This is a genomic window from Mycobacterium sp. E740 (assembly GCF_001672895.1).
Classification (GTDB): Bacteria; Actinomycetota; Actinomycetes; order Mycobacteriales; family Mycobacteriaceae; genus Mycobacterium.
The window spans coordinates 14,979-36,311 of the sequence record NZ_LZKP01000092.1; the positions used below are offsets into that span (position 1 = coordinate 14,979).

Below are 21,333 nucleotides of genomic sequence, written 5' to 3' on the forward strand. Positions count from 1 at the left end.
GGAGGGGCACTAGACCACGTCATGCAAGGGATGCAACCATGCCGATTCCGAACCTTCCGCCCGGCTTCGATTTCACCGATCCCGACATCTACGCCGAACGGCTTCCGGTCGAGGAACTCGCGGAGATGCGCAAGGTCGCGCCGATCTGGTGGAACGAGCAGACCAAGGGCAACCTCGCCTTCGGCGACGACGGCTTCTGGGTGGTGACCAAGCACAAGGACGTCAAGGAGATATCGCGGCGCAGCGACGTGTTCTCCAGCAACCAGAAGACGGCGTTGCCGCGGTACCGCGACGAGGCCGATCCGGCGTCGCTGGAGGGAGGCAAGGTCGTCCTGCTCAACCAGGATGCCCCGCATCACACGCACCTGCGCAAGATCGTCTCGCGCGCGTTCACCCCGCGTGCCGTCGAGTCGCTGCGCGAGGAACTTCGCGCGCGGGCGGCCAACATCGTCAAGGTCGCCGCCGCGGAAGGTTCCGGAGATTTCGTCGAAGAGGTCGCGTGCGAGTTGCCGCTGCAGGCGATCGCCGGGCTGATGGGTGTGCCGCAGGAGGACCGCAAGAAGCTGTTCGACTGGTCGAACCAGATGGTCGGCGACCAGGATCCGGAGTACTCGCGCAACGACCCGACCGCCGCTTCTGTCGAGCTGATCATGTACGGCATGCAGATGGCGGCCGAGCGGGGCAAGAATCCCGGCGACGACCTGGTCACCAAGTTGGTGCAGGCTGACGTCGAAGGACACAAGCTCACCGACGACGAGTTCGGATTCTTCGTCATCCTGTTGGCCGTGGCCGGGAACGAGACGACCCGCAACTCCATCACCCAGGGCATGATGGCGTTCACCGAATTCCCCGACCAGTGGGAGCTGTTCAAGAAGCAGCGTCCGCCGACGGCCGCCGATGAGATCGTGCGCTGGGCCACGCCGGTGACGTCGTTTCAGCGCACCGCGCTCGAAGACACCGAGCTGTCCGGCGTGAAGATCAAGAAGGGCGACCGGGTGGTGATGTTCTACCGTTCGGCCAACTTCGATGAGGACGTGTTCGACGACCCGTACACGTTCAACATCCTGCGAGATCCCAACCCGCACGTGGGATTCGGCGGTACGGGTGCGCACTACTGCATCGGCGCAAACCTGGCGCGGATGACGATCGATCTGATCTTCAACGCGATCGCCGACGAGATGCCGAACCTACGTCCATTGGAGAAGCCCGAGCGGCTCCGGTCTGGCTGGCTCAACGGCATAAAGCACTGGCGAGTCGACTACGCCGGAGCCGGCACCTCGGCCTAAAGCGGCGCTTGTCGCATCGCCATCTGCGCGAGCTGCACTCGCGAGGTGACTCCCAGCTTCGAGAAGACGTGGCTGAGGTGTGCCTGCACCGTTCGTGGTGAAACGAAGAGACGCTCGGCGATGTCCTTGTTGGACAGGCCTTCACCGGCAAGCCGTACAACGTTGAGTTCGGCTGGAGTCAGTGATTCCCAACCGATGTCGGCACGCTTGCGTGCACCGCGACGGCGTTGCGCGTAGGCGATCGCCTCTCGGGTGGAAAGCGCTGCGCCTTGCGACCAGGCTTGCTCGAACTCCTTGTCGCCCAGGGCGTCACGCATGGCGATGAGTCCGACTTCGTAAGCATCTTCGTAGATCTTCAAGCGCACATACCCTGTCGACCCGCGTGCGGAATCCGCGGCGCCGAGCAAGCGCGTCGCTGCCGTCGGATCTCCCTTGGCTGCTGCGAGCACTGACAGGCACTCGAGCAGTTCGGGCACGACGATCAATCCGTTGAGGTCGACCGCCATGGTCAACGATTCATAAGCATCGCGCTCGGCCTGGACCATGTCGTGCTGGGCGATCGCAATTCCTGCACGAGTCGCCAGCGCCATCATCCGATGCATTCCGCGGGCCACCTCGATCGCAGCGTCGGCCCAACGTCTCGCGGTCTCCAGATCGCCGCGCGCGAGCGCAACCTGCGCGAGGGGGATGACGTTGACTGCGGTCAACTCGGGTTGGACGCTCATCAATTCCCACGCCTCTTCGGCAGCTTGCGCGGCTCCGTCGACATCACCCGCGGATAGTCGGGCGACCGCCAACGAGGCATATCCAAAGCCCTGATTGAACCCTCCGAAGTCTGCCGCCGCCTCCACTGCCGCCAGCCCCGCGGTCACAGCCGCCTCCGAATCGCCGAGGCGGGCAAGCATGTGGCCCAGACTGACAAGGCCGCCCCCCTGCCAAACCGTGTCGTGCGCATTCTCAGCTTCCGCCACCACATCGCGGAACCCGGCGACGGCTCCCCCGAGGTCGCCCCGCATGCACTGCGTCATTGCGATCGACCATCGGCACATCCGTGAGCTGTAACCGTCACCGATCGAGTCGGCGACCTCACGGCCCTCTTCTGCCGCCTTGCCGGCCGCGATCGGGTCACCGCCGCCGGTGATGCAGGCGTACGCCCGCCATGCGAGCACCTGGCTCAGTCGCCACTTGTCGTCGAGCGCGCGGGCGAGATCGAGCGCCTCGGCGAAGTACGCGTCTGCGGCTGTGACATCGAAGGCGTGGATGCCCGCGCAAGCCGTGAGCGCCCGCAGCACCAATACCGAGTCGTCCAGTTCGCGGGCGATCGCAAGGGCTTCGAGCGCCTCGTCGACCTTGAGGCTGTTTTGCACGGCCTCGAGCGAGGCTCTGTCGGCCAATGCTGCGGCGCGAACTGCGGGCGACACGTCGACGTTCACCGCCCCGACATCCGGTAGTGCGGCGTCGAACCACGCCGCACCCTCCTGCACACGGCCGCGGGTGAGCCACAACGGCTGCAGCGCAGATGCGAGCTTGAGTGCGATTGCGGTGTCGGCGTTTTCGCAACTCCACGCGAACGCGGCCCGCAGGTTGTCCATCTCGAGTTCGGCTTGTTCGATCTGCCGCAGATAGTCGGAACGGCCGGGGGCGTTCAATACCGCGGTCATCGCGGTGTAATGGTCGCGGTGGCGGGTCCGTACAACGCCGGCCTCGCCCGATTCGCCGAGCTTCTCCGACGCATACTGACGAACAGTTTCCAGCATCCGGTAACGCGTGCCGAACGGGCTGTCGTCCGCAATGATGAGCGACTTGTCGATGAGCAGTGTGAGTTGATCGAGGGTCTGATAGCGCTCGACGTCGGTGTCGCCGCAGACGGACTGGGCGGCGTCGAGGTCGAACCCGCCCATGAACACCGACGCCCGCCGGAACAGGGTCCGCTCCGAGTCGGTGAGCAAGGCATGCGACCAGTCCACCGACGCCCGCAGCGTCTGTTGGCGGCGCACGGCTTTTCGCGCACCGCCCGTCAGGAGTCGGAACCGGTCGTGCAGGCTGTCGAGAATCTGCGGCAGCGACAGCGCCCGAACCCGAGCGGCCGCGAGCTCGATCGCCAGTGGTATGCCGTCCAGACGCCGGCAGATCTCGGTGACTGTCGCTGAGTTGTCGTGGGTGACGGTGAAATCCGGCCGAACGTGCCGGGCGCGGTCGGTGAACAACGCGATCGCCTCGTCGGTCAACGAAAGGGACGGCACCTGCCAGGCGATCTCCCCCTCGACTCGAAACGGTTCACGACTGGTTGCCAGCAGGATCACCGCTGGACACGCTGCCAGGAGGTCGACGGCCAGCGCAGCGCACGCGTCGATCAGGTGCTCGCAGTTGTCCAGCACCATCAGCATGTGTCGGCCGGCGATCACCCGCGTGAGCGTGTCCATCGTGGACCGCCCCGCTTGGTCGGGCAGGCCAAGCGCCCGCGTCACCGCCACCGGAACGACGTCAGGTTCGGTGATGGGTGCAAGATCGACGTACCAAACGCCGTCGCCGAACGAGCTGTGCATCCGGGCGGCGACCTGCATTGCCAGGCGCGTCTTACCGACACCGCCTGCCCCCGTCAGTGTCACCAACCGGTTATCCGAAACGGCGCGCCGCACCGATTCGATCTCTGCGCCTCGTCCGACGAAGCTGGTCAGCGGTGCCGGAAAGTGCTGTGTCGCAGTGCTGTTGGGCGCACGTAGCGGCGGGAAATCGCTGCGCAGGTCCGCATGACTCAGCTGCACCACGCGCTCGGGCCGCGGGAAGTCCCGCAACGAGTGTGAGCCCAGGTCGACTATCCATGTGCCAGGAGGCAGCGCATCGATGAGCAGGTCGTGCGTCGTCGCCGACAGCACCGTTTGGCCGCCGTGCGCCAGGTCGCGTAGCCGTGCAGCGCGATTGATGGTGGGTCCGATGTAGTTTGCCTCGTCGCGGAGTTGCACCTCACCGGTGTGGATTCCGATCCGCAGGCTGATCGGCGACAGCGGCGCCAGTTGCAACTGCAGGGCGCACGCGGCGGCGTCACTGGCGCGAGCGAAGGCGATCACGAAGCTGTCCCCTTCGCCTTGCTCGACCGGGCGCACCCCATTGTGTGCGGGAACTATGTCAGCGAGGGTTCGGTCGAGCCGTGCGATGGCCGCGCTCATGTCGTCCGGCCGCGTCTGCCACAGCCGCGTCGAGCCTTCGACGTCCGCGAGCAGCAGCGTCACCGTTCCTGTCGGCAGCACACTCACGCCAAGGTCGCTCCCGTTCAACGGCGGCGTATCCGCACGTCGGCCGGTCTCGGGCATGCTGACCAGCATGCGGCCGCCACCGCCGGCGAACATCCGCCAAATGGCCTAGATAATCCTGCGACAGCGCATCGCTGCTTTTAGGTGCTTTGGCGAATGCTCTCCGCCGCGACGAATCCCAGAGTTGGTTCATCCGACTCGAGGAGGTTCCGATGATGAGCATCGCCGACAGCCATCCCGCGATCGACGCCCACTTCACCACCGGCGTCCTGCACGGGCACTACGACAGCAGATTCGAGGACGTCGTCGCCGCACTGGCCGAAGAGGTCAGCAGCGGCGGTGAACTCGGCGCCGCCATCGCCATCGACATCGGCGGCGAACTCGTCGTCGATGTCTGGGGCGGATATGCGGACGAGGCCAAGTCGCGCCCGTGGTCGAAGGACACGATCGTCAACGTCTTCTCGAGCACCAAGAACGTGACCGCTCTGGCCGCGTTGATACTGGTCGACCGTGGACTGATCGATCCATTCGCTTCCGTCGCGACGTACTGGCCGGAGTTCGCCGCCAACGGAAAGCAGGACATCGAAGTGCGGCACATCCTGAGTCACACGTCGGGGGTATCCGGGTGGGAGATGCCGTTCACGCTCGAAGACATCTACGACTGGGAGAAGTCGACCGCGCAACTCGCCGCCCAGGCTCCGTGGTGGCCGCCAGGAACCGCCTCGGGCTATCACGTGATGACGACCGGACACCTCATCGGTGAGGTCGTTCGCCGGGTCGCCGGCAAGTCGCTGAAACAGTTTGTGCGCGAAGAGATCGCCGAGCCGCTCGGGGCCGACTTCCAGATCGGTGCACGGGATCAAGACACCGCCCGCATCGCCGAGCTGATCCCTGCTCCCCCGCTCGACGTGCCGCTCGATGCGGTGCCTGAGGACCATCCGATGCGCAAGACGTTCGCTGTCACACCGCCCACTTCGGACGGGGCGCTGACGGCGATGACGACCGGGTGGCGGCACGCGGACATCGGGTCTGCCAACGGCCACGGGAACGCTCGGTCACTCGTCCGCGCGCTGTCGCCGGTTTCGTTGGGCGGCATCGTAAACGGCACCCAGTTGTTGAGACCCGAAACCATCGACCTGATTTTCGCGGAGCAGGCCAACGGCATCGATCTGGTGCTGTTCATGCCGTCGCGATGGGGCATCGGCTACGCGCTGCCCTGCCCCGAGGCGGTACCTGACATCCCCGACGGAAGGATCTGCTACTGGGGCGGTTGGGGTGGCTCGATGGCAGTCATGGACACCGACCGCCGCATGACCTTCGCGTACGTGATGAACAAAATGGGCCAAGTGACCCCGGCCGGTACCGAGCGGACGCAGAAATACACGAGGCTGATCTACCAAGCACTCGGCTAGTAATCGACTAGCGATCGCCAATACTCCTCGGACGGCCGACTGCTGACGTTCCTGTCCACACTGATGACCTTCGGCACCGCGCTCGGCGGAACGACCGCGGACGTCTTTTCTGCGCACCGCGTTGGACACCGAGCTCTCCGGTGTGAAGATCAAGAAGGGCGACCGGGTCGTGATGTTCTGCCGCTCGGCCAATTTCGACGAGGACGTCTTCGACGACCCGTACACGTTCAACATCCTGCGAGATCCCAACCCGCAGGTGGGTTTTGGCGGCACTGGCGCGCACTACTGCATCGTACGAACCTGGCGAGGATGACAATCGATCTGATCTTCAACGCGATCGCCGACGAGATGCCGAATCTACGCCCATTGGAAAAGCCCGAGCGGCTCCGGGTGAGCTGGCTCAATGGCATCAAGCACTGGCGCGTCGACTACGCCGGTGCGGGGTAGAACGACTGGTCTGGGCGCTGAGACCGCCGACGATTCGGTCGGCTCAAACGGCGACCACCAAGACGGTGTCATCGAGGGTGTTGGTGACGTAGATGCGCGTTCCGTCGGGGCTGACGGCTACGCCGTCCGGCGAATTCCCAACTGCGATGGTGGTCAATACGGTGTTGGTCGCAGTGTCGATCACTGCCACGGTTCCGGTGTTGCCGCTGGTGACATAGGCGCGCGTGCCGTCGGAACTGATAGCGACGTCGTGGGCGCTGTCGACGCTGATCTGTGTCAGCAACTCGTTTGTTGTGGTATCGAAAACCTTCACCAGACCGACTTGAGAACTCACAGCGTAGACGCGAGTGCCGTCCGGTGTCACCGCTACTCCCTCGTCGCCTCCATTGGGGATCGAGGCAATAGCGGTCTCAGTGGTTGTGTCAATAATCGCCAGTTGGCGGGGGCCGGGAGGTCCGATGAACCCACCGACGTCGGTGGTGACGTATGCCCGGGTTCCGTCCGGGCTGAAGGCGATCGAGTGACCACTTGTCGAATCGACCGTAAACGGGATTACGCCGGTCGACGTGTTGCTTCCCGTGTCGATGACTTCCACGGCACTTTTGACCGATGGTCCCGAGGAGGCGACGCCGACGTATGCATAGCTCCCGTCGGGGCTCACCGCTACTCCGATCGGAAACTCACCGGTCAATGGAATCGTGGTGACAACGCTGTTGTCTGTCGTGTCGATCACCGTCACGGTGTGGTCGAAGAAGTTGGTCACGTACGCCCGAGAGCCGTCCGGGGTGACTGCCACGCTTCGCGGACCTTCACCGACCGGAATTGTCGCGACCACCGCGCGCGTCGTGGTGTCGATCACCGACACACTGTCACTGCCCTCGTTGGCGACGTAGGCCCGCGAGCCGTCAGGGCTGATGGTCACTGACTCCGGGTAGTCGCCCACTGGGGTCGGCGATTCCGCGGGGATGCGGGTGGTGTTGACGACGGTGATGGTGTCGGCATTGGCGTTAGCCACGTAGAGGCGCTTGTCGTTGGGACTGAGAGCCAACCCGAATCCGCCGGATGGGGTCACCGATCCAACTCGGAGCGTGGTGATCCGGGCGTTGGTGGCAGTGTCGAAAGCCGATACCGCACCGATCCCGTTGGTGACGTACAGCCGTGTCCCGTCGTCGCTGACCGCCACCCCGACGGGCACGGCGATGCCGTCCGTGATCGTGGTGAGCACTGTGTTCGTGGCCGTGTCGATCACCGACACGCTGTTGGAGGTGGTGTTCACCGTGTAGACACGGTCCCCGCCGGGACTGATTGCCAGACCGACCGGGCCGTCACCCACGCCGGGAATGCTGGTGACCACGCTATTGGTGGAGGTGTCGATCACCGCCACCGTGTTGTTGTCGAGTGTGACGTACGCACGAGTGCCGTCAGGATGCACCACTACGGAGCCTGGGGCGGCACCAAGGTCGGGGATAGTGGTCAATACGGTGTTGTCGGCGGTGTTGATCACGGAAACAGTGCCGCTGCCGGCGTTGGTGACATAGGCGCGAGTGCCATCCGGAGTGAAGGCTACTGCGCCCGGGGCGACGCCGACGTCGATCGTTGTCAACTCAGTGTTGGTCGAAGTGTCGATCACCGAGACCTTGCCGGCGCTGGTGCCGTCGCCCAGGTTGGTGACATATGCCCGGGTGCCGTCTGGACTGACCGCCACCCCATACGGGATGCCTCCGACGCCGATCGTCGTCAACTCGGTGTTGGTCGACGTGTCGATCACTGAGACGGTGCCGTTCCCCGTCGAGTCGCCTGCGTTGGTGACGTAGGCCCGCTTACCGTCCGGGCTGACCGCCACGAAGAACGGTTGATCGCCCACACTGACCGTGCTGACCAACGGCGCCTCCGGTGTGACGGTGATCATCACGGTGGCGGTGTTGCTGTCGACCGCGCCGTCGTTGACTTTGTAGGTAAATGAATCCGGGCCGTTGAAGTCGGCGTTCGGGGTGTAGGTGAAGGTGCCGTTGTCGTTGAGGTGGAAGCTCGCCGCGTTGGCGGGTCCGCTGACCAGGACAGCCTTCTTGGTGTCGTCGTCGGCGTCGGTGTCGTTGGCCAGCACCCCTCCGGCGTCCACAGTCAACGGTGTGTTGTCTTCCTCGATGCTGTAAGCGTCGCTGTTTGCGACAGGTGGATGGTTAGGGGTGACGGTGACCGTCACCTTGCCTCTTGCGGTGGCGGTTCCGTCGCTGACTACGTACCTGAAGGTGTCAGTGCCGATGAAGGAGGCTTTGGGGGTGTAGGTGAATGAGCCGTCGGGGTTGAGTGTGACGGTGCCGTTCTTCACTTTGCCCGCCAGCGCCGCTGTCAGTGGGTCGAGGTCGGCGTCGCTGTCGTTGGCCAACACTCCCGGGCCGGCCACTGTCAGCGCCTTACCCGCGGTGGTGTAGCTATCAGCACCGGCGACCGGTTTGATGTTCTTCGGCGGCTTGACTTTCGTGGCCGCGGCTGCGCTTCCTTTAGCGGCCGTCAGCGAGGCGAGCGGCTCGCTCACTGTCTGTGTTGGCAACGTGGTTTCCAGTAGTTTCACCTCAGCGGTTTCCTCGCTGAGGCCATGTTGGGTCTGGCGACGCGCCCATGCCAATGCGGCCAACAACGCCGGCGAGTCAGTCGGCACGCCGGGAGCACCCGGCAACGCGAAGGGTGCTAACGCCGTGGCGAGGAGGCTGCCGACTGCGACAAAAGTCGAATCAACGATCACCGGTCGCGGCGCACTGGCAAACGACACCTCCGGCTCCGAACTTGAGGACAGTGGCGACGTATTCCTGGCGACCTGACCGCGATCCGACCACGGCGTGTCCACCGCAGTCTCGGTCGGCTCGCTTCTCAGCGACACAAGCGTGGTGGTCGCTTCGGAGGCCCTCTTGGGCGGCTCGCTGGGCTCCGCCTTCTTCGCCACGGCCGCCTGCGGTACAACCGGCGCAGACTTGGTCTTTTTGTTCGAATGTCGGCTGCTTGGGGGCGTGCCCTCGGGGATAGTCAACGCCGAAGGTTCTGTGACCGTGGGCGCGGCCTCGGTTTTTCCTGACGGCGCCGTCTTGTCGTTACGGTGTTCAGTCGCCGTGGGCACCGTGTCGGCGTCCGATGGCTCAGATTGCTTCTTGCTGCCGCGCGACGTGTTTTGGGCGCCAGCCCGGTGCGAGGTGAGAGCGCCGCCGGAACTGCCGACCACCATTTCCGGGACCCGCTGGGTCGGCGTCGACGCCGGCGGGGAGTCAGCCGGCCTGCTCGCCGGTGTGTCCGACGGCGTAACCGAGTGCAGATCATCATCAGTGTTTTCTGTCGATGAAGCGGGTGGCGCCGAATCCGACGCTGCGTCGGCTGACGGGGAATCATCGGCGCGGGCCAGGCCCACGTTCTGGCCGCAGACGACGGCCGCCCCCACACCCAACGCCACGGCCAACGCCCCTACCCGACCGACATACCGTCCGTAACCCATGGCAGAACTCCCCGAATCTCCGCGCTCCACTTCACAGCTAACTGCTTGAGTATCACCTGAGAGGTGCCTGAAAGGAATCAGGGATTTCCCTTGCTTCAGCATGTAGATCTCGCACCACCAGGCGACATGCAAGCAGATTGTTGCATTCGAGACGGCTCAACAGGCCGCGCCGCGAAGGCGCCGGACACACCGCGAGCAACATGATGAATCAGGCCGCTGAGGACTCACTCACCCCACAGAGTTTCTCCGGGAACGGCGTTGGACGCTTGGTCGGACAGCAGTCGCAAGCGATCCTCGCAAAGCTTGTTAGTAGTCGATTATCGAGCGCCAGAACTCCTCTGGGACTTCGGCATTCGACCGCAGGACCATGGCCAGGCCCGCGGCCATGGCGATGCCGAGCAGCCCGAGGCACAGACCGAAGAATCCGATTAGCGCCCACAGCATGGTGGTGGCCGACGGCCACGGGGACAACACGGCCAATACGGGCGCGAAGAAGAACCCGGTGCCGACGTACCACGCGGAACCGGCGCGGTCGGAGACCAACACAGAGCGCAGCCACCGCGGAATCGATGTCGAGCCGGGCCCGTCGGTTCCCATAAAGACATCCTTCGCGGGGGTGACACCTTCAACCCTGCTCCTCAGATAGACCTCGGCGCAATACCGCCTTCCGGCGGAACCGCACGTGCACGGCGGCGAACACCAATAGAGTCTGGCGACATGGACAACCGACTCGTTGCGGCGGCTGCCGTCATGCTGGTCGTCGGCGCCGTGGGCTGCTCCTCGCAGGAGCCTGCGCTCGGCGGAACGACTGCCAAGGTGACCATCAACGGCCAGGGCACAGGTGGCCCACACCCGGTGCGCTGCACCCAGACCGGCTGGACGTGGACCATCGAGACGCCCAACGATGCCAAGGGTTTCAGGGCCAGCATCGGAACCGGCGACAAGGTCGTCGTCCAGTCGGTGACGTTCCACGACTTCGGCGGTTTCACCGGCAATTTCTGGAAAGGCAACATCGGTGAGGCGCAGGTGAAGAGCAACGGCGGCACGTTCACGATCACCGGATCGGCCGACGGCTCGTTCACCGCCAACCCGAGCAACGCGGTCACGGCCGACTTCCGCATCGAAGCCGACTGCTAGGCAGCCGTGGCACACGAATTCCGGCGTGCGGTCGAAGCGGCCGACCTCGACGCGGTCATCGGCCTGTGCCGCGAAGACGTCGTCTTCCGCAGCCCGGTGGTCTTCACGCCCTATCAAGGTCGAGATGCGCTTCGGCAGATCCTCGCGGCCGTCATGGAGGTGTTCGAGGACTTCCGGTACGTGCGAGAGATCGGAGCGCCCGACGACCGCGACCATGCGCTGGTGTTCCAGGCGAAGGTCGAAGACAAGGAGATCGAGGGCTGCGACTTCCTCACGCTCGACGAGCACGGTGCGATCAAAGAGTTCACGGTGATGGTGCGCCCGCTGTCGGCGATGCTGACGCTGGCCGGGAAGATGAAAGCGCGATTGGCGGCCGGCTAGCAACTGGTCAGACCACTTGACCTCTGGCCTGTGGTCGGGCATCCTGGGCGGCATGGCCCTACAACCGGTGAATCGGCGCTCCGTGCCGGAAGACGTGTTCGAGCAGATCGTGGCCGAGGTGCTCAGCGGCGAGATGGAGCCCGGCACGTCGCTACCCAGTGAGCGCAGGCTGGCAGAAGTGCTGGGCGTGTCCCGGCCCGCCATCCGCGAGGCGCTCAAGAGGCTCAGCGCCGCAGGACTTGTCGAGGTGCGCCAGGGCGACGCCACCACGGTTCGCGACTTTCGGCGCCATGCCGGGCTGGATCTATTGCCGCGCCTGCTCATCCGGGCCGGCGAACTCGACCTCTCCGTGGTGCGCAGCATCCTCGAGACCCGGCTCCACAACGGGCCCAAGGTCGCCGAACTCGCTGCACGGCGTGGCGGGGCGGCAGTGGCTGATTCGCTCGACCAAGCGGTGACCGCACTGGCCGCCGAAGATGAGCCGGTCGAAAAGCAACGGCACGCACTCGCGTTCTGGGACCACATCGTCGACGGCGCGGACTCCATCGCGTTCCGCTTGATGTACAACACGCTGCGGGCCACCTACGAACCGGCACTGCCCGCCCTGGCCGCCGTGATGGCCGACGAGGTCGGCAGGCCGCAGGCATATCGAGAGCTTGCCGACGCGATCACCGCGGGTGATCCTGCGCAAGCCCGGACCGCGGCGCAGAACCTGCTCGAACCGGCGACCACAGCACTGCTCGGCGCCCTCGACGATCTGGAGAACGAGCGATGACGACAACGGTGAAGCGCAGTCCGCGAAAGGGATTCACGCTCGTGCAGGCGCAGCGCGAGTTCTGGAAACACCCCTCCCCGTGGATGATCGGCGCCACGCTCGTCGCGGCGGTCGTGGCCCGCGTCGCCGTCGGCGACTGGCAGGTCACCGATGCCCTGGTCCCGGTGGTGATGCTCGCGTTGTTTCCATTCTTCGAGTGGGTCATTCACGTCTGCGTGCTGCACTGGCGGCCGAGGCGACTGGGCCGGTTGACCATCGACCCGCTGCTTGCCCGTGAGCATCGCGCGCACCACGGCGATCCACGCAGCATCCCGCTGATCTTCATCCCGTGGAAGTCGTTGGCCACCTGGGTGTTACCGCTGACGGTCGCCGTCGGTCTGCTGGCATTCCCCCGGTTGGGTATCGGGCTCACGTTTGTGGTGTGTCTCGGAGTCTTCGGCTTGGCCTACGAGTGGACGCATTACCTGATCCACAGCGACTACAAGCCGAAAACCGTCTTGTACCGGGCGATCTGGCGCAATCACCGGCACCACCACTTCAAGAACGAGCACTACTGGTTCACGGTGACCAGTTCGGGCACCGCCGACCGGGTGCTCGGCACTTACCCGGACCCGGCCGACGTGGAGAACTCACCGACCGCCAAGAACCTGCACGCCGAAACTCAACCGGCGTGAGCGCTACTACTGGACGATGACCGGATCGCCGATGCTCACGGTGTTGTAGTACCAGTCGGCGTTGTCCGGGCTGAGGTTGATGCAGCCGTGGCTCACGTTCTCGTAGCCTTGCGAACCCGTCGACCACGGGGCGCTGTGGACGTACACCCCGCCCCAGTTGATCCGGACCGCGTCGTAAACCGTCAGCTTGTAGCCTTCCGGGTCGTCCAGCGGGATACCAATGGTCCGAGAGTCCATAATGACCGGATTCTGCTTCTCGAGCACAGTGAACGAGCCGGTCGGCGTGGGGTGCTTGGGCTTGCCCATCGAGGCGGGCATTTCGCGCTCGACCACCCCGTCGATGCTGACGGTGAATGTGTGGGCCTCGATGTCGGCGACGCCCAACACCACGGCGCCGGTCTTGAAGCTGGCCTTGGCGTTGCCCGCCGTCACGCTGATGGTCGAATGCGCGGGCCAGAACTCACCCGGGTTCCACTGCAGCACACGGTCGTTGACCCAGGTGAAGCTGCCGGGGGGTGTGCCGGCGGGCATGGCCGGCGAGGAGACCTGGAAGGTGCGCTCCGCCGCGCCCCGGTCGTCGATCGGCCGGTTGAAGTTGACCGTGATCGGATGCGCCACCCCGACCGTCTGTCCAGCCGGTTGGATGCTGGCGACATCGGTCGGCGTCGTCACGCCCGCCGCGCTGGTCGCGGCGGAAGCCGCCACGGTGAGCACCGCGAGGCCCGCCACCGCGAGCATTTTTCGAAGCTTCAGCACACTTGCATCCTAGTTCGTCTCGCGCGGTTGACCCGCCAACTGCAGTTCGGGCCCGCACGAGCATCTTGTTGCACGGACCGAAGTGACCTTCAGTGGCTTATCGAACGCCCTGCTCAGAATGTTTCACTCGCAGGTCACGGGACGGCCGGGGCCGGCGGCACCGCTGCGGGAGCGACCCCCGGTTCGGCAGGGGAAGGCGCGGGTGCAGGGCCGTTGTCGCCGATATTCGACAGTCGATCCCTGATCCGCTGCAGGAAGCCTCGGTGCTCGGGCACCGGCGTCGGGACGGCAGGCACCAGACCGGGCGCCATCGACGCCGGTGGAAGCACCGGCGCTTCCGGAACCGCCACCACGGGCGCTTCGGGAGCCGCTGCTGTCTCAGCGGGGGACTCGGGAAGCGCGGCGACTTCGACGGGAGCGGCAGGCGGCTGGGCGGGCGGCTCGGCGGGCAGAGGCACCTGGGCTGGCGGTGGGGCGGGCACTGCGGCTATCGGCGGAGCGGCCGGGCGGGCCCCCACCGCCACATCGGGTGACGACACCGCAGCCGGTGCCGGCTGGGGCGGTGCGGTGTCCTTCGCCGGGGCCAACTGCATGCTGATCGCCGCCGATGCCGACGCCACGAATGTGGCGGTGCCGATGGCCAGCATCGCCAACGGGCGACCCTGCGGACGGTGGCGACGGTGCTTCGGGCCGCCGCCCTGGGCCGCAGCGGCGGTTTCGGACAACATCTCGGGGTGCTGCGCCGAAGCCAGTGCGGCGCCGCGGGCCAGCGCGACTTGGGCCTCTGACGGCGCGAGCACCGGCACCGGCAGCCTGGCTTCCAGGCTGGGCATCACGGCGTCCAGGTCCCCGTCCGATCCGACCATGACCAACGCCTGCGGCGGCCAGTCAGCCTTGGCGAACACTGCGCTCAACCAGCCGATCAACGACTCGACGCTGTCGATCGAATCGTTGGTCGCGCTCTGCACCGCGCCTTCTCGCGCATTCACCACGAGAGCGATCGCCCTGTCGGAGTCCAGCACGCAGACGGCGGTGACGTCGTCACCCATCACATCGGCGACCCCCCATGCCAGCGCCTCCGACGCGTCAGACAGCTCGACCGGAGCCACGTTGTCGAACCCGCACTCATTCAATGACTTGAGCAGCAGAGAGGCTTCCAGGTCGGCATCGGCGCCCCAGGTCACGCCCACGCTATGCAACCGCAGCCCAAGGTCGGCCGCGATCGCCTCGGCGCGCAGCACCGCAGCTGCGGCCTCGTCGGAGGCCTGCCGCGGCGACGACCACGGCGTCCTACAGAATTCGATCGCGTTGCGGTCCACGGTCGCCCCGTCGCCGTCCCGCCCTTCGACGAGGACGAGGCCGACGGCAGCACGTGTCACCGATAAGCCCAGTACGGCGTCCACTCACATCCTTTCGGACGTCGATTCACCCGGGCGACGGTAACAGCAGCCCGCGTTGCCGACTGCCCGGGGTCTGGAGCTTGGCTCTGTGCGCGCCGATCGGCCTCCGAGCCGAAATATGCTGTGCCACTTGAATCTCCTGCAAGCAAGGGCCGTTGTTCTTTGCCGTTATCGGACACGGGCGGCGGTCTCGTGGCAGGGTGACGTTCCATGGCGACAGTCGAACAGGCGGCGGGCGCGCCCAGTGGGCGCACCGTATTCGGGCATCCGATCGGGCTGGCCAATCTGTTCGGAGTCGAGTTGTGGGAGCGGTTCTCCTTCTACGGGATGCTCACGATCCTGAGCTACTACCTCTACTACTCGGTGACCGACGGCGGTCTGGGACTGCCGCAGAGCACGGCCACCGGCATCGTCGGCGCCTACGGCGGCCTGGTGTACCTGTCGACGGTGCTCGGCGGATGGATCGCCGACCGCGTGCTGGGGATGGAGCGCACCGTGTTCTACGGCGGCGTGGTGGTGATGTTCGGCCACGTCGCCCTCGCGGTCCTGCCGGGGCTGGCCGGGGTGGGCGCAGGCCTTGTACTGGTCGCGCTCGGCTCGGGCGCACTGAAAGCCAATGCGTCGTCCTTGCTGGGAACGCTCTACGAGAAAGGCGATCCCCGTTGTGACGGTGGCTTCACGCTGTTCTATCTCGGCATCAACCTCGGCGCGTTCACCGGCCCGCTGCTGACCGGGCTGCTCCAGACGCGCCTCGGATTCCACTACGGGTTCGGGGCGGCGGCCGTCGGCATGGCTATCGGGCTGGCGCAGTATGTCGTGTTCCGGCGAAACCTCGGTGAGCACGGCCGCCGGGTACCCAACCCGATGCCTCGGCGCGGATGGGTACGGATGGCCGCCGTGGCGCTGGCGGCCGTCGTGGTCGTGGTCGTCGCGTTCGCGACCGGTGCGGTGAAGTTGTCGAATCTGTCGCAGGTCACGACGGGTGTGCTCCTCGTGGCGTCGGCCGCCTACTTCACGGTGCTGTTGACCAGCTCCAAGGTGGCCCCCGTCGAACGGACCCGGGTGCGCGCATTCATTCCGCTGTTCGTCGCGAACGCGGTGTTCTGGTCGTTGTTCCAGCAGATCTTCACCGTGCTCGCCGTCTACTCCGACGAGCGGATGAACTGGTCTGTATTCGGTTGGACGGCGCCGTCGAGCTGGATCGGGTCCATCGAACCCATCTGGATCATCGCGCTCTCACCGCTTTTCGCGCTCTTGTGGACCCGGCTCGGCGACCGGGCCCCCACCACGCCGCGCAAGTTCGCCTACGGCGTGATCGGGATGGGGCTCGCGTTCCTGCTGTTTCTGACGATGGCCGGAACCACCGGCAGGGCGGTGCCGGCGCTGTTCGTCGCCGGTGTCATGGCGGTGTTCGCGATCAGTGAGCTGCTGTTGTCACCGATCGGGCTCTCGGCCACGACAAAGCTTGCCCCCGAAGCGTTTCGAGCCCAGATGATGGCCCTGTACTTCTTCTCGGTGGGCCTGGGCACGTCGATGTCGGGTGTGCTGGCCGGTTACTACGACCCAGCGCGCGAGTTCGCCTACTTCGGCATCATCGGCGCGGTCGCTGTGGCCGCCGGGGTGGTCGTGTTCGCCATGGCGCCGTGGATCAGCCGCCACATGGAGGGTGTGCACTGACACGCCCTCATCCGGCCAGAATCTCCTGGAGCGCGGCGGGCTCGATGTTGCCGCCGGACAAGACGACCGCGGTCCGGTCCGCCAGGCCGGACATCTTGCGGTACGCAGCGAGCGCCACCGCCCCGCTGGGTTCACTCACCAGCCGGGCGCGGTAGACGAGTTCCCTTACTGCCGAACGAATCTCGTCTTCGGTGACGGTGACCATCTCGTCGACCACCCGCTGAAGGTGGGAGAAGGTCAACTCCGAAGGCTGGGAGCGCAGCCCGTCGGCGATGGTGCGGTTGCGCTCCTCGATCGGCCAGTCCACCCGATGGCCGGCTCTGAGCCCCGCTGCGGTGTCGGCCGCGAGTTCGGGCTCCACGCCTATCACTCTTGCGTTGGGGCACAACGCCTTGACCGCCGTCCCGACACCCGAGGCGAGACCGCCGCCGCTGACCGGCACGAGCACGGTGTCGACGGTCGGCAGATCCTCGGCGATCTCGAGTCCGACCGTGCCCTGGCCGGCGATGATGTCGGGGTGGTCGAACGGCGGTATCAGCACTGCACCGGTGTCCGCGACCACCTCGGCGGCGACGCGCTCACGTTGTCCGGTGCCGCACAACACCACTCGCGCTCCGTGGTTGCGGGTGGCGGTCACCTTGACGCTCGGCGTTTCCTCCGGCATCACGATGTGGGCCGGCACCGCGTACACCGCCGCCGCGTATGCGACGGCTTGGGCGTGGTTTCCGCTCGAGTAGGCCACCACTCCCCTGGTGCGCACGGACTCGTCGAGCCTGCCGATCGCGTTGAACGCGCCGCGCACCTTGAACGCCCCGGTCGACTGCAGACTCTCCGGCTTGATCCACAGTGGCCGCTGCCCGTCCGCCCACGGCGCGGGCAGCAGCGGTGTGCGCAGCACGAAGGCGCGGATGCGCGCTGCCGCGGCTTCGATGTCGTCGAGTGTCACCAGGTTCACAAAGAACAGTCTGCTCTCGACCGGTCACCGGGTGGACAATGGCAACATGGCTGGGAACATGAGCGGAACCCTGTACTTCGATGGTAACTGCGGAATGTGTACCCGCGCGGTGTATTTCGTGGTCAAGCTGAACCGGACCGGAAACCTCCGGATAGCAGCATTACAGGGCGACGGCGTTGCGCAGCGGCTGGGAATCCCGCAGTCGCAGATTCTGGACGCGGCGCGCTGGCTAGATGACTCCGGCGCCGTGTACGAGGGTGCGGAGGCGATGAACGCGGCAGTCGCGACAGCGCTCGGCAACCGGTTGCCGCTGCTGGTGTATCGCATCCCCGGCGTCCGCGCCCTCGAAGACGCTGTCTATCGGTATGTCGCCGGGCACCGCTACCGCTTCCCCGGTACCACTCCGTACTGTGAGTCCCGTCCCGTCGGCTGTGGATCCGTAGCGGGGGCTTAGAACGCGACTTCGGTCCACACCGGGTTGTCGTCGCCGTGGTCGCCGCCGACGCGGCATTCACCGTAGAGCCGTAACGTTGCGGACCGGGGCTGGCGCGGCGCTCTGTTGAGCACCGCCGTCAGCCCGGGTTTGGTGAGCTTGACGCCGAAATGCTCGGCCTGCGCCGCACCCTTCGACCAGCCGTCGGCGACCAGCGCTGCTGTCACCGTGTCGAGATACTGTGCTGGCTGATGCTGCGGCACAACGAAACTCATGTACATGACCACCTGGTAGGGCGGCCCGTCCTCAGAGTCGCACGACATGAACGCATATCCGCCTGCCGGCTGTTGCAAGTGCGCGGCGGCCACCACTTGTCGGGCCGCCGTGACGACCTGTGACGTCGCCTGGTCGTCACCGAGCGTGCCGGCGTTGCCGTCCTGCGACTCAGTGCCGGCGATCAGCGCCACGGCCACACCGAGCACCAGGCACATCACCAGCGCGGCCCACAGCAGGCGCCGCGCCGCCCGGGAGCGCAACCAGCCAGCCATCGCCGAACAGTTGCGGGCCGGCTAGCCCTTCGCCAACGTGAATTGGCAGATGTCGGTGTAGCCGTCGCGGAACAGGTCGGCGCATCCGGTCAGATACCTCATGTACCGGTCGTAGACCTCTTGCGACTGAATCCGGATCGCTTCGTCCCGGTGGGCTTCCAGAGCCGCCGACCACGTGTCGAGGGTGCGTGCGTAGTGCAGCCGCAGTGGCTGCACCAGCTTGACCTCGAATCCGGCCTTGGTCGCATGCTTCTTGACCGTCACCGGCTGCGGGAGGTCTCCACCGGGGAAGATCTCGTCCATGATGAATTTGAAGAAGCGCAGCTTGGTCATCGTCAGGGGCAGACCCCGGGCGGCGAACTCGTCGTCGTCGGGCTTGACGATGGTGTGCAGCATCATCACCCCGTCGGCGGGCAGCGACTCGTAAGCCATCTTGAAGAATTCGTCGTAGCGGTCGCGGCCGAAGTGCTCGAAGGCGCCGATCGAGACGATGCGGTCGACCGGCTCGTGAAACTGTTCCCAGCCCTGCAGCAGCACGCGCTTGGCACGCGGGCTGTCGATGCCGTCGAGCACCTTCTGGACGTGAGCCTGCTGGTTCTTGCTCAGCGTCAGCCCCACGACGTTCACGTCGTAGCGCTCCACCGCGCGCTTGATCGTCGCGCCCCAGCCGCAGCCGACGTCGAGCAGCGTCATCCCGGGCTGCAGTCCGAGCTTGCCGAGCGACAGGTCGATCTTGGCGATCTGTGCTTCCTCGAGCGTCATGTCGTCACGCTCGAAATAGGCGCAGCTGTAGGTCTGGGTGGGGTCAAGAAAGAGCCGGTAGAAGTCGTCGGACAGGTCGTAGTGCGACTGGACGTCCTCGAAATGCGGAGTGAGATCCTTGGCGGTGTCGGATTTTTCTGGCACGGTCAGCCTCTGGCGTCGAAGTGGTCAGGTTCGAAGCTCCGCACGTTTCGAGAGCCTCCCCCGTGGAGGGCAGTTTACGCACAGCGCCTGGCTACAAACGCAATGCCCTGGTCAAAGCGCTGCTGCCGACCGTCGGACGGGTTTCTGGCGCCTCTCGCGAATCACCTGTCGCGGCGTGCGCAGTGGTAGTAAGCATGAGGACACGGACCGGCGTGCCGGTCAGAACGGCGGATTACTGAAACGCTCGAGAGGGTGAGGTATCGGTGGACGGAGCGGTGACGGTTTCGATGGCGGCGCCGGCTGAGCGGATCTGGGAGCTGATCGCCGATGTGCGCAACACCGGCAAGTTCTCACCCGAGGTGATGGAGGCCGAGTGGCTCGGCGGTGCGACCGGCCCGGCGTTGGGCGCCCGGTTCCGGGGACACGTCAAACGCAACGAGATCGGGCCGGTGTACTGGACGACGTGCGAGGTGACCGCCTGCGATCCCGGCCGGGAGTTCGGCTTCGCGGTGCTGATCGGCGACAAGCCGGTGAACAACTGGCATTACCGGCTCGACCCGGCCCAGGGAGGTACCGACGTCACCGAGTCGTTCCGGTTGAACGATTCGGTGTTGATGAAGCTGTTCTCGGTGTTCGGCGGTCAGCTGCGGCGCCGGCGCAACATCCGCGACATGCGCAAGACGCTCGAGCGAATCAAGGCGGTGGTCGAGTCGTCCTCGGCCGGCACATCGCCGTAATGCATTGTGCCGCTGCCCTATTGACTTGGTGAATTGGAGGAGCCTGCGATGAGTCGATGGTCACGCAAGGAACTGACCGACGCCTTTCAGACCTATCAGGACGTGGTGGCCGACATCGGGCAGACGTGGAACTGGGCGAGCTATGCCGATCAGTTCACCGAAGACGCCACCTATGTCGAGCACGCGCTCGGCAACCTGTCCGGCCGTGCGGCGATCCGCGACTGGATCGTCTCGACGATGAACATCTTCCCCGGTAGTGAGATGCCGTTCTACCCCGTCGAGTGGTTGTCGATCGACGTCGACGAGGGCTGGGTCGTCAACCGCAACGTCAACACGATGAAGGACCCCGGCGACGGCAGCGTGCACGGGACACCGGTCATCACGGTGCTCAAGTACGCCGGTGACGGCAAGTGGAGCTACGAAGAAGACGCCTACAACCCGATGAACTTTCTGGTGATGGTGCAGGGCTACATCCAACGCTGCCATGAACTGGGCACCATCTCCGACGACGCGCGGGTGTTCGCCGAGAACATGAACTGGCAATTGTCCTAACGATTTCCGCTTCTGCGGCCGGACACCGGCCTACGCTCGGGAGGGTGGATACCGCGACGCCGAGCATGCAAGAGGCTGCACTGGTTCGGGTGAACGGAGCCCCGCCGCCCGAGGTCCCGTTGTCCGACATCGACCTGGGCTCGTGGAAGTTCTGGGTGCAGCCCGACGAGTACCGGGACGGCGCATTCACGACGCTGCGACGTGAAGCGCCGGTGTCGTTCCATCTGCCGCTGGAGACGCCCGGCGTCGAGGAGGGGCCCGGGCACTGGGCGATCACCAGGTTCGACGACGTCTGGTATGCGAGTCGTCATCCGCACATCTTCAGCTCGAGCCCGAGCATCACGATCAACGACGCCAACTCGGAGGTGTCGGAGTACTTCGGCTCGATGATCGTGATGGACGATCCCCGACACCTGCGGCTGCGCAACATCGTCAGCCGGGCGTTCACCCCGCGCGTCGTCGCGCGCACCGAGGAGTCGGTGCGGGACCGGGCCCGCCGCCTGGTCGAGACGATGATCGCCGAAC

At 65.5% G+C, this 21,333-nt stretch carries 18 protein-coding genes and 2 pseudogenes; 12 read left to right on the top strand and 8 right to left on the bottom strand.

Annotation, left to right across the window (positions count from 1 at the left end):
* The first annotated feature begins 38 nt into the window (after window positions 1-38).
* Window positions 39-1,286 carry a cytochrome P450 gene (locus A5663_RS08875; RefSeq protein ID WP_068146919.1) on the top strand — a complete coding sequence of 416 codons (1,248 nt, stop codon included), beginning with the start codon at window positions 39-41 and terminating at the stop codon, window positions 1,284-1,286.
* Here A5663_RS08875 and A5663_RS08880 read toward each other — a convergent pair.
* Window positions 1,283-4,609: a LuxR family transcriptional regulator gene (locus A5663_RS08880; protein ID WP_082974003.1), complete on the bottom strand. Its 3,327-nt coding sequence runs from the start codon at window positions 4,607-4,609 to the stop codon at window positions 1,283-1,285. The genes A5663_RS08875 and A5663_RS08880 overlap by 4 nt on opposite strands.
* A 143-nt stretch (window positions 4,610-4,752) precedes the next feature.
* Here A5663_RS08880 and A5663_RS08885 point away from each other — a divergent pair, with 143 nt between their 5' ends.
* Window positions 4,753-5,949 (top strand): serine hydrolase, encoded by a 1,197-nt coding sequence (locus A5663_RS08885; RefSeq protein WP_068146968.1) that lies wholly within the window; start codon window positions 4,753-4,755, stop codon window positions 5,947-5,949.
* 94 nt (window positions 5,950-6,043) lie between these two features.
* A pseudogene (locus A5663_RS22535) lies at window positions 6,044-6,396 on the top strand (cytochrome P450); the annotation flags it as partial.
* A gap of 43 nt (window positions 6,397-6,439) precedes the next feature.
* Here the strand turns inward: A5663_RS22535 and A5663_RS08895 are convergent.
* Window positions 6,440-10,009 (bottom strand): Ig-like domain-containing protein, encoded by a 3,570-nt coding sequence (locus tag A5663_RS08895; RefSeq protein WP_082974001.1) that lies wholly within the window; start codon window positions 10,007-10,009, stop codon window positions 6,440-6,442.
* Between the two features lie 174 nt (window positions 10,010-10,183).
* The gene (locus A5663_RS08900) at window positions 10,184-10,474 is read right to left on the bottom strand and encodes a hypothetical protein (RefSeq protein WP_068146927.1); all 291 of its coding nucleotides are present in this window, start codon (window positions 10,472-10,474) and stop codon (window positions 10,184-10,186) included.
* 120 nt (window positions 10,475-10,594) lie between these two features.
* Between A5663_RS08900 and A5663_RS08905 the strand changes: the two genes are divergently transcribed.
* From A5663_RS08905 to A5663_RS08920, 4 genes are read left to right on the top strand one after another with little or no spacing between them, the layout of a single operon-like run.
* Window positions 10,595-11,014: a lipoprotein LpqH gene (locus A5663_RS08905; protein ID WP_068146929.1), complete on the top strand. Its 420-nt coding sequence runs from the start codon at window positions 10,595-10,597 to the stop codon at window positions 11,012-11,014.
* A gap of 6 nt (window positions 11,015-11,020) precedes the next feature.
* Window positions 11,021-11,395 carry a nuclear transport factor 2 family protein gene (locus A5663_RS08910; protein WP_068146932.1) on the top strand — a complete coding sequence of 125 codons (375 nt, stop codon included), beginning with the start codon at window positions 11,021-11,023 and terminating at the stop codon, window positions 11,393-11,395.
* 52 nt (window positions 11,396-11,447) lie between these two features.
* A complete protein-coding gene (locus A5663_RS08915) occupies window positions 11,448-12,170 on the top strand; it encodes a FadR/GntR family transcriptional regulator (RefSeq protein ID WP_068146934.1) in 723 nt (240 codons plus the stop codon).
* Window positions 12,167-12,844 (top strand): sterol desaturase family protein, encoded by a 678-nt coding sequence (locus A5663_RS08920; RefSeq protein WP_068146937.1) that lies wholly within the window; start codon window positions 12,167-12,169, stop codon window positions 12,842-12,844. The genes A5663_RS08915 and A5663_RS08920 overlap by 4 nt, the downstream gene beginning before the upstream one ends.
* A 6-nt stretch (window positions 12,845-12,850) precedes the next feature.
* Here the strand turns inward: A5663_RS08920 and A5663_RS08925 are convergent, their stop codons facing one another.
* Window positions 12,851-13,582, bottom strand: coding sequence for a L,D-transpeptidase family protein (locus tag A5663_RS08925; protein ID WP_068146941.1), 732 nt, complete (start codon window positions 13,580-13,582; stop codon window positions 12,851-12,853).
* 152 nt (window positions 13,583-13,734) lie between these two features.
* On the bottom strand, window positions 13,735-15,003 hold the full coding sequence (locus tag A5663_RS08930) for a hypothetical protein (RefSeq protein WP_082974002.1): 1,269 nt from the start codon (window positions 15,001-15,003) through the stop codon (window positions 13,735-13,737).
* Between the two features lie 207 nt (window positions 15,004-15,210).
* On the opposite strand from A5663_RS08930, the gene A5663_RS08935 reads away from it, so the two are divergent.
* The gene (locus tag A5663_RS08935) at window positions 15,211-16,677 is read left to right on the top strand and encodes a peptide MFS transporter (RefSeq protein WP_068146944.1); all 1,467 of its coding nucleotides are present in this window, start codon (window positions 15,211-15,213) and stop codon (window positions 16,675-16,677) included.
* A gap of 7 nt (window positions 16,678-16,684) precedes the next feature.
* Here the strand turns inward: A5663_RS08935 and A5663_RS08940 are convergent, their stop codons facing one another.
* Window positions 16,685-17,632: a threonine/serine dehydratase gene (locus tag A5663_RS08940; RefSeq protein WP_068146947.1), complete on the bottom strand. Its 948-nt coding sequence runs from the start codon at window positions 17,630-17,632 to the stop codon at window positions 16,685-16,687.
* Window positions 17,633-17,690: 58 nt separating this feature from the next.
* Between A5663_RS08940 and A5663_RS08945 the strand changes: the two genes are divergently transcribed.
* Window positions 17,691-18,086: a thiol-disulfide oxidoreductase DCC family protein gene (locus tag A5663_RS08945; protein ID WP_068146974.1), complete on the top strand. Its 396-nt coding sequence runs from the start codon at window positions 17,691-17,693 to the stop codon at window positions 18,084-18,086.
* Here the strand turns inward: A5663_RS08945 and A5663_RS08950 are convergent.
* Complete coding sequence (locus A5663_RS08950) at window positions 18,083-18,613, bottom strand: hypothetical protein (protein WP_068146950.1); 531 nt, start codon at window positions 18,611-18,613, stop codon at window positions 18,083-18,085. The genes A5663_RS08945 and A5663_RS08950 overlap by 4 nt on opposite strands.
* Before the next feature lie 21 nt (window positions 18,614-18,634).
* On the bottom strand, window positions 18,635-19,519 hold the full coding sequence (locus A5663_RS08955) for a cyclopropane mycolic acid synthase family methyltransferase (protein WP_068146953.1): 885 nt from the start codon (window positions 19,517-19,519) through the stop codon (window positions 18,635-18,637).
* A 263-nt stretch (window positions 19,520-19,782) separates the two neighbouring features.
* On the opposite strand from A5663_RS08955, the gene A5663_RS08960 reads away from it, so the two are divergent.
* From A5663_RS08960 to A5663_RS08970, 3 genes and pseudogenes are all read left to right on the top strand, one after another.
* Entirely contained in the window at window positions 19,783-20,256 is a 474-nt protein-coding gene (locus A5663_RS08960) for an SRPBCC family protein (RefSeq protein WP_068146957.1), read from the top strand.
* Between the two features lie 48 nt (window positions 20,257-20,304).
* Window positions 20,305-20,808: a nuclear transport factor 2 family protein gene (locus A5663_RS08965; RefSeq protein ID WP_068146959.1), complete on the top strand. Its 504-nt coding sequence runs from the start codon at window positions 20,305-20,307 to the stop codon at window positions 20,806-20,808.
* Between the two features lie 65 nt (window positions 20,809-20,873).
* A pseudogene (locus tag A5663_RS08970) lies at window positions 20,874-21,333 on the top strand (cytochrome P450); the annotation flags it as partial.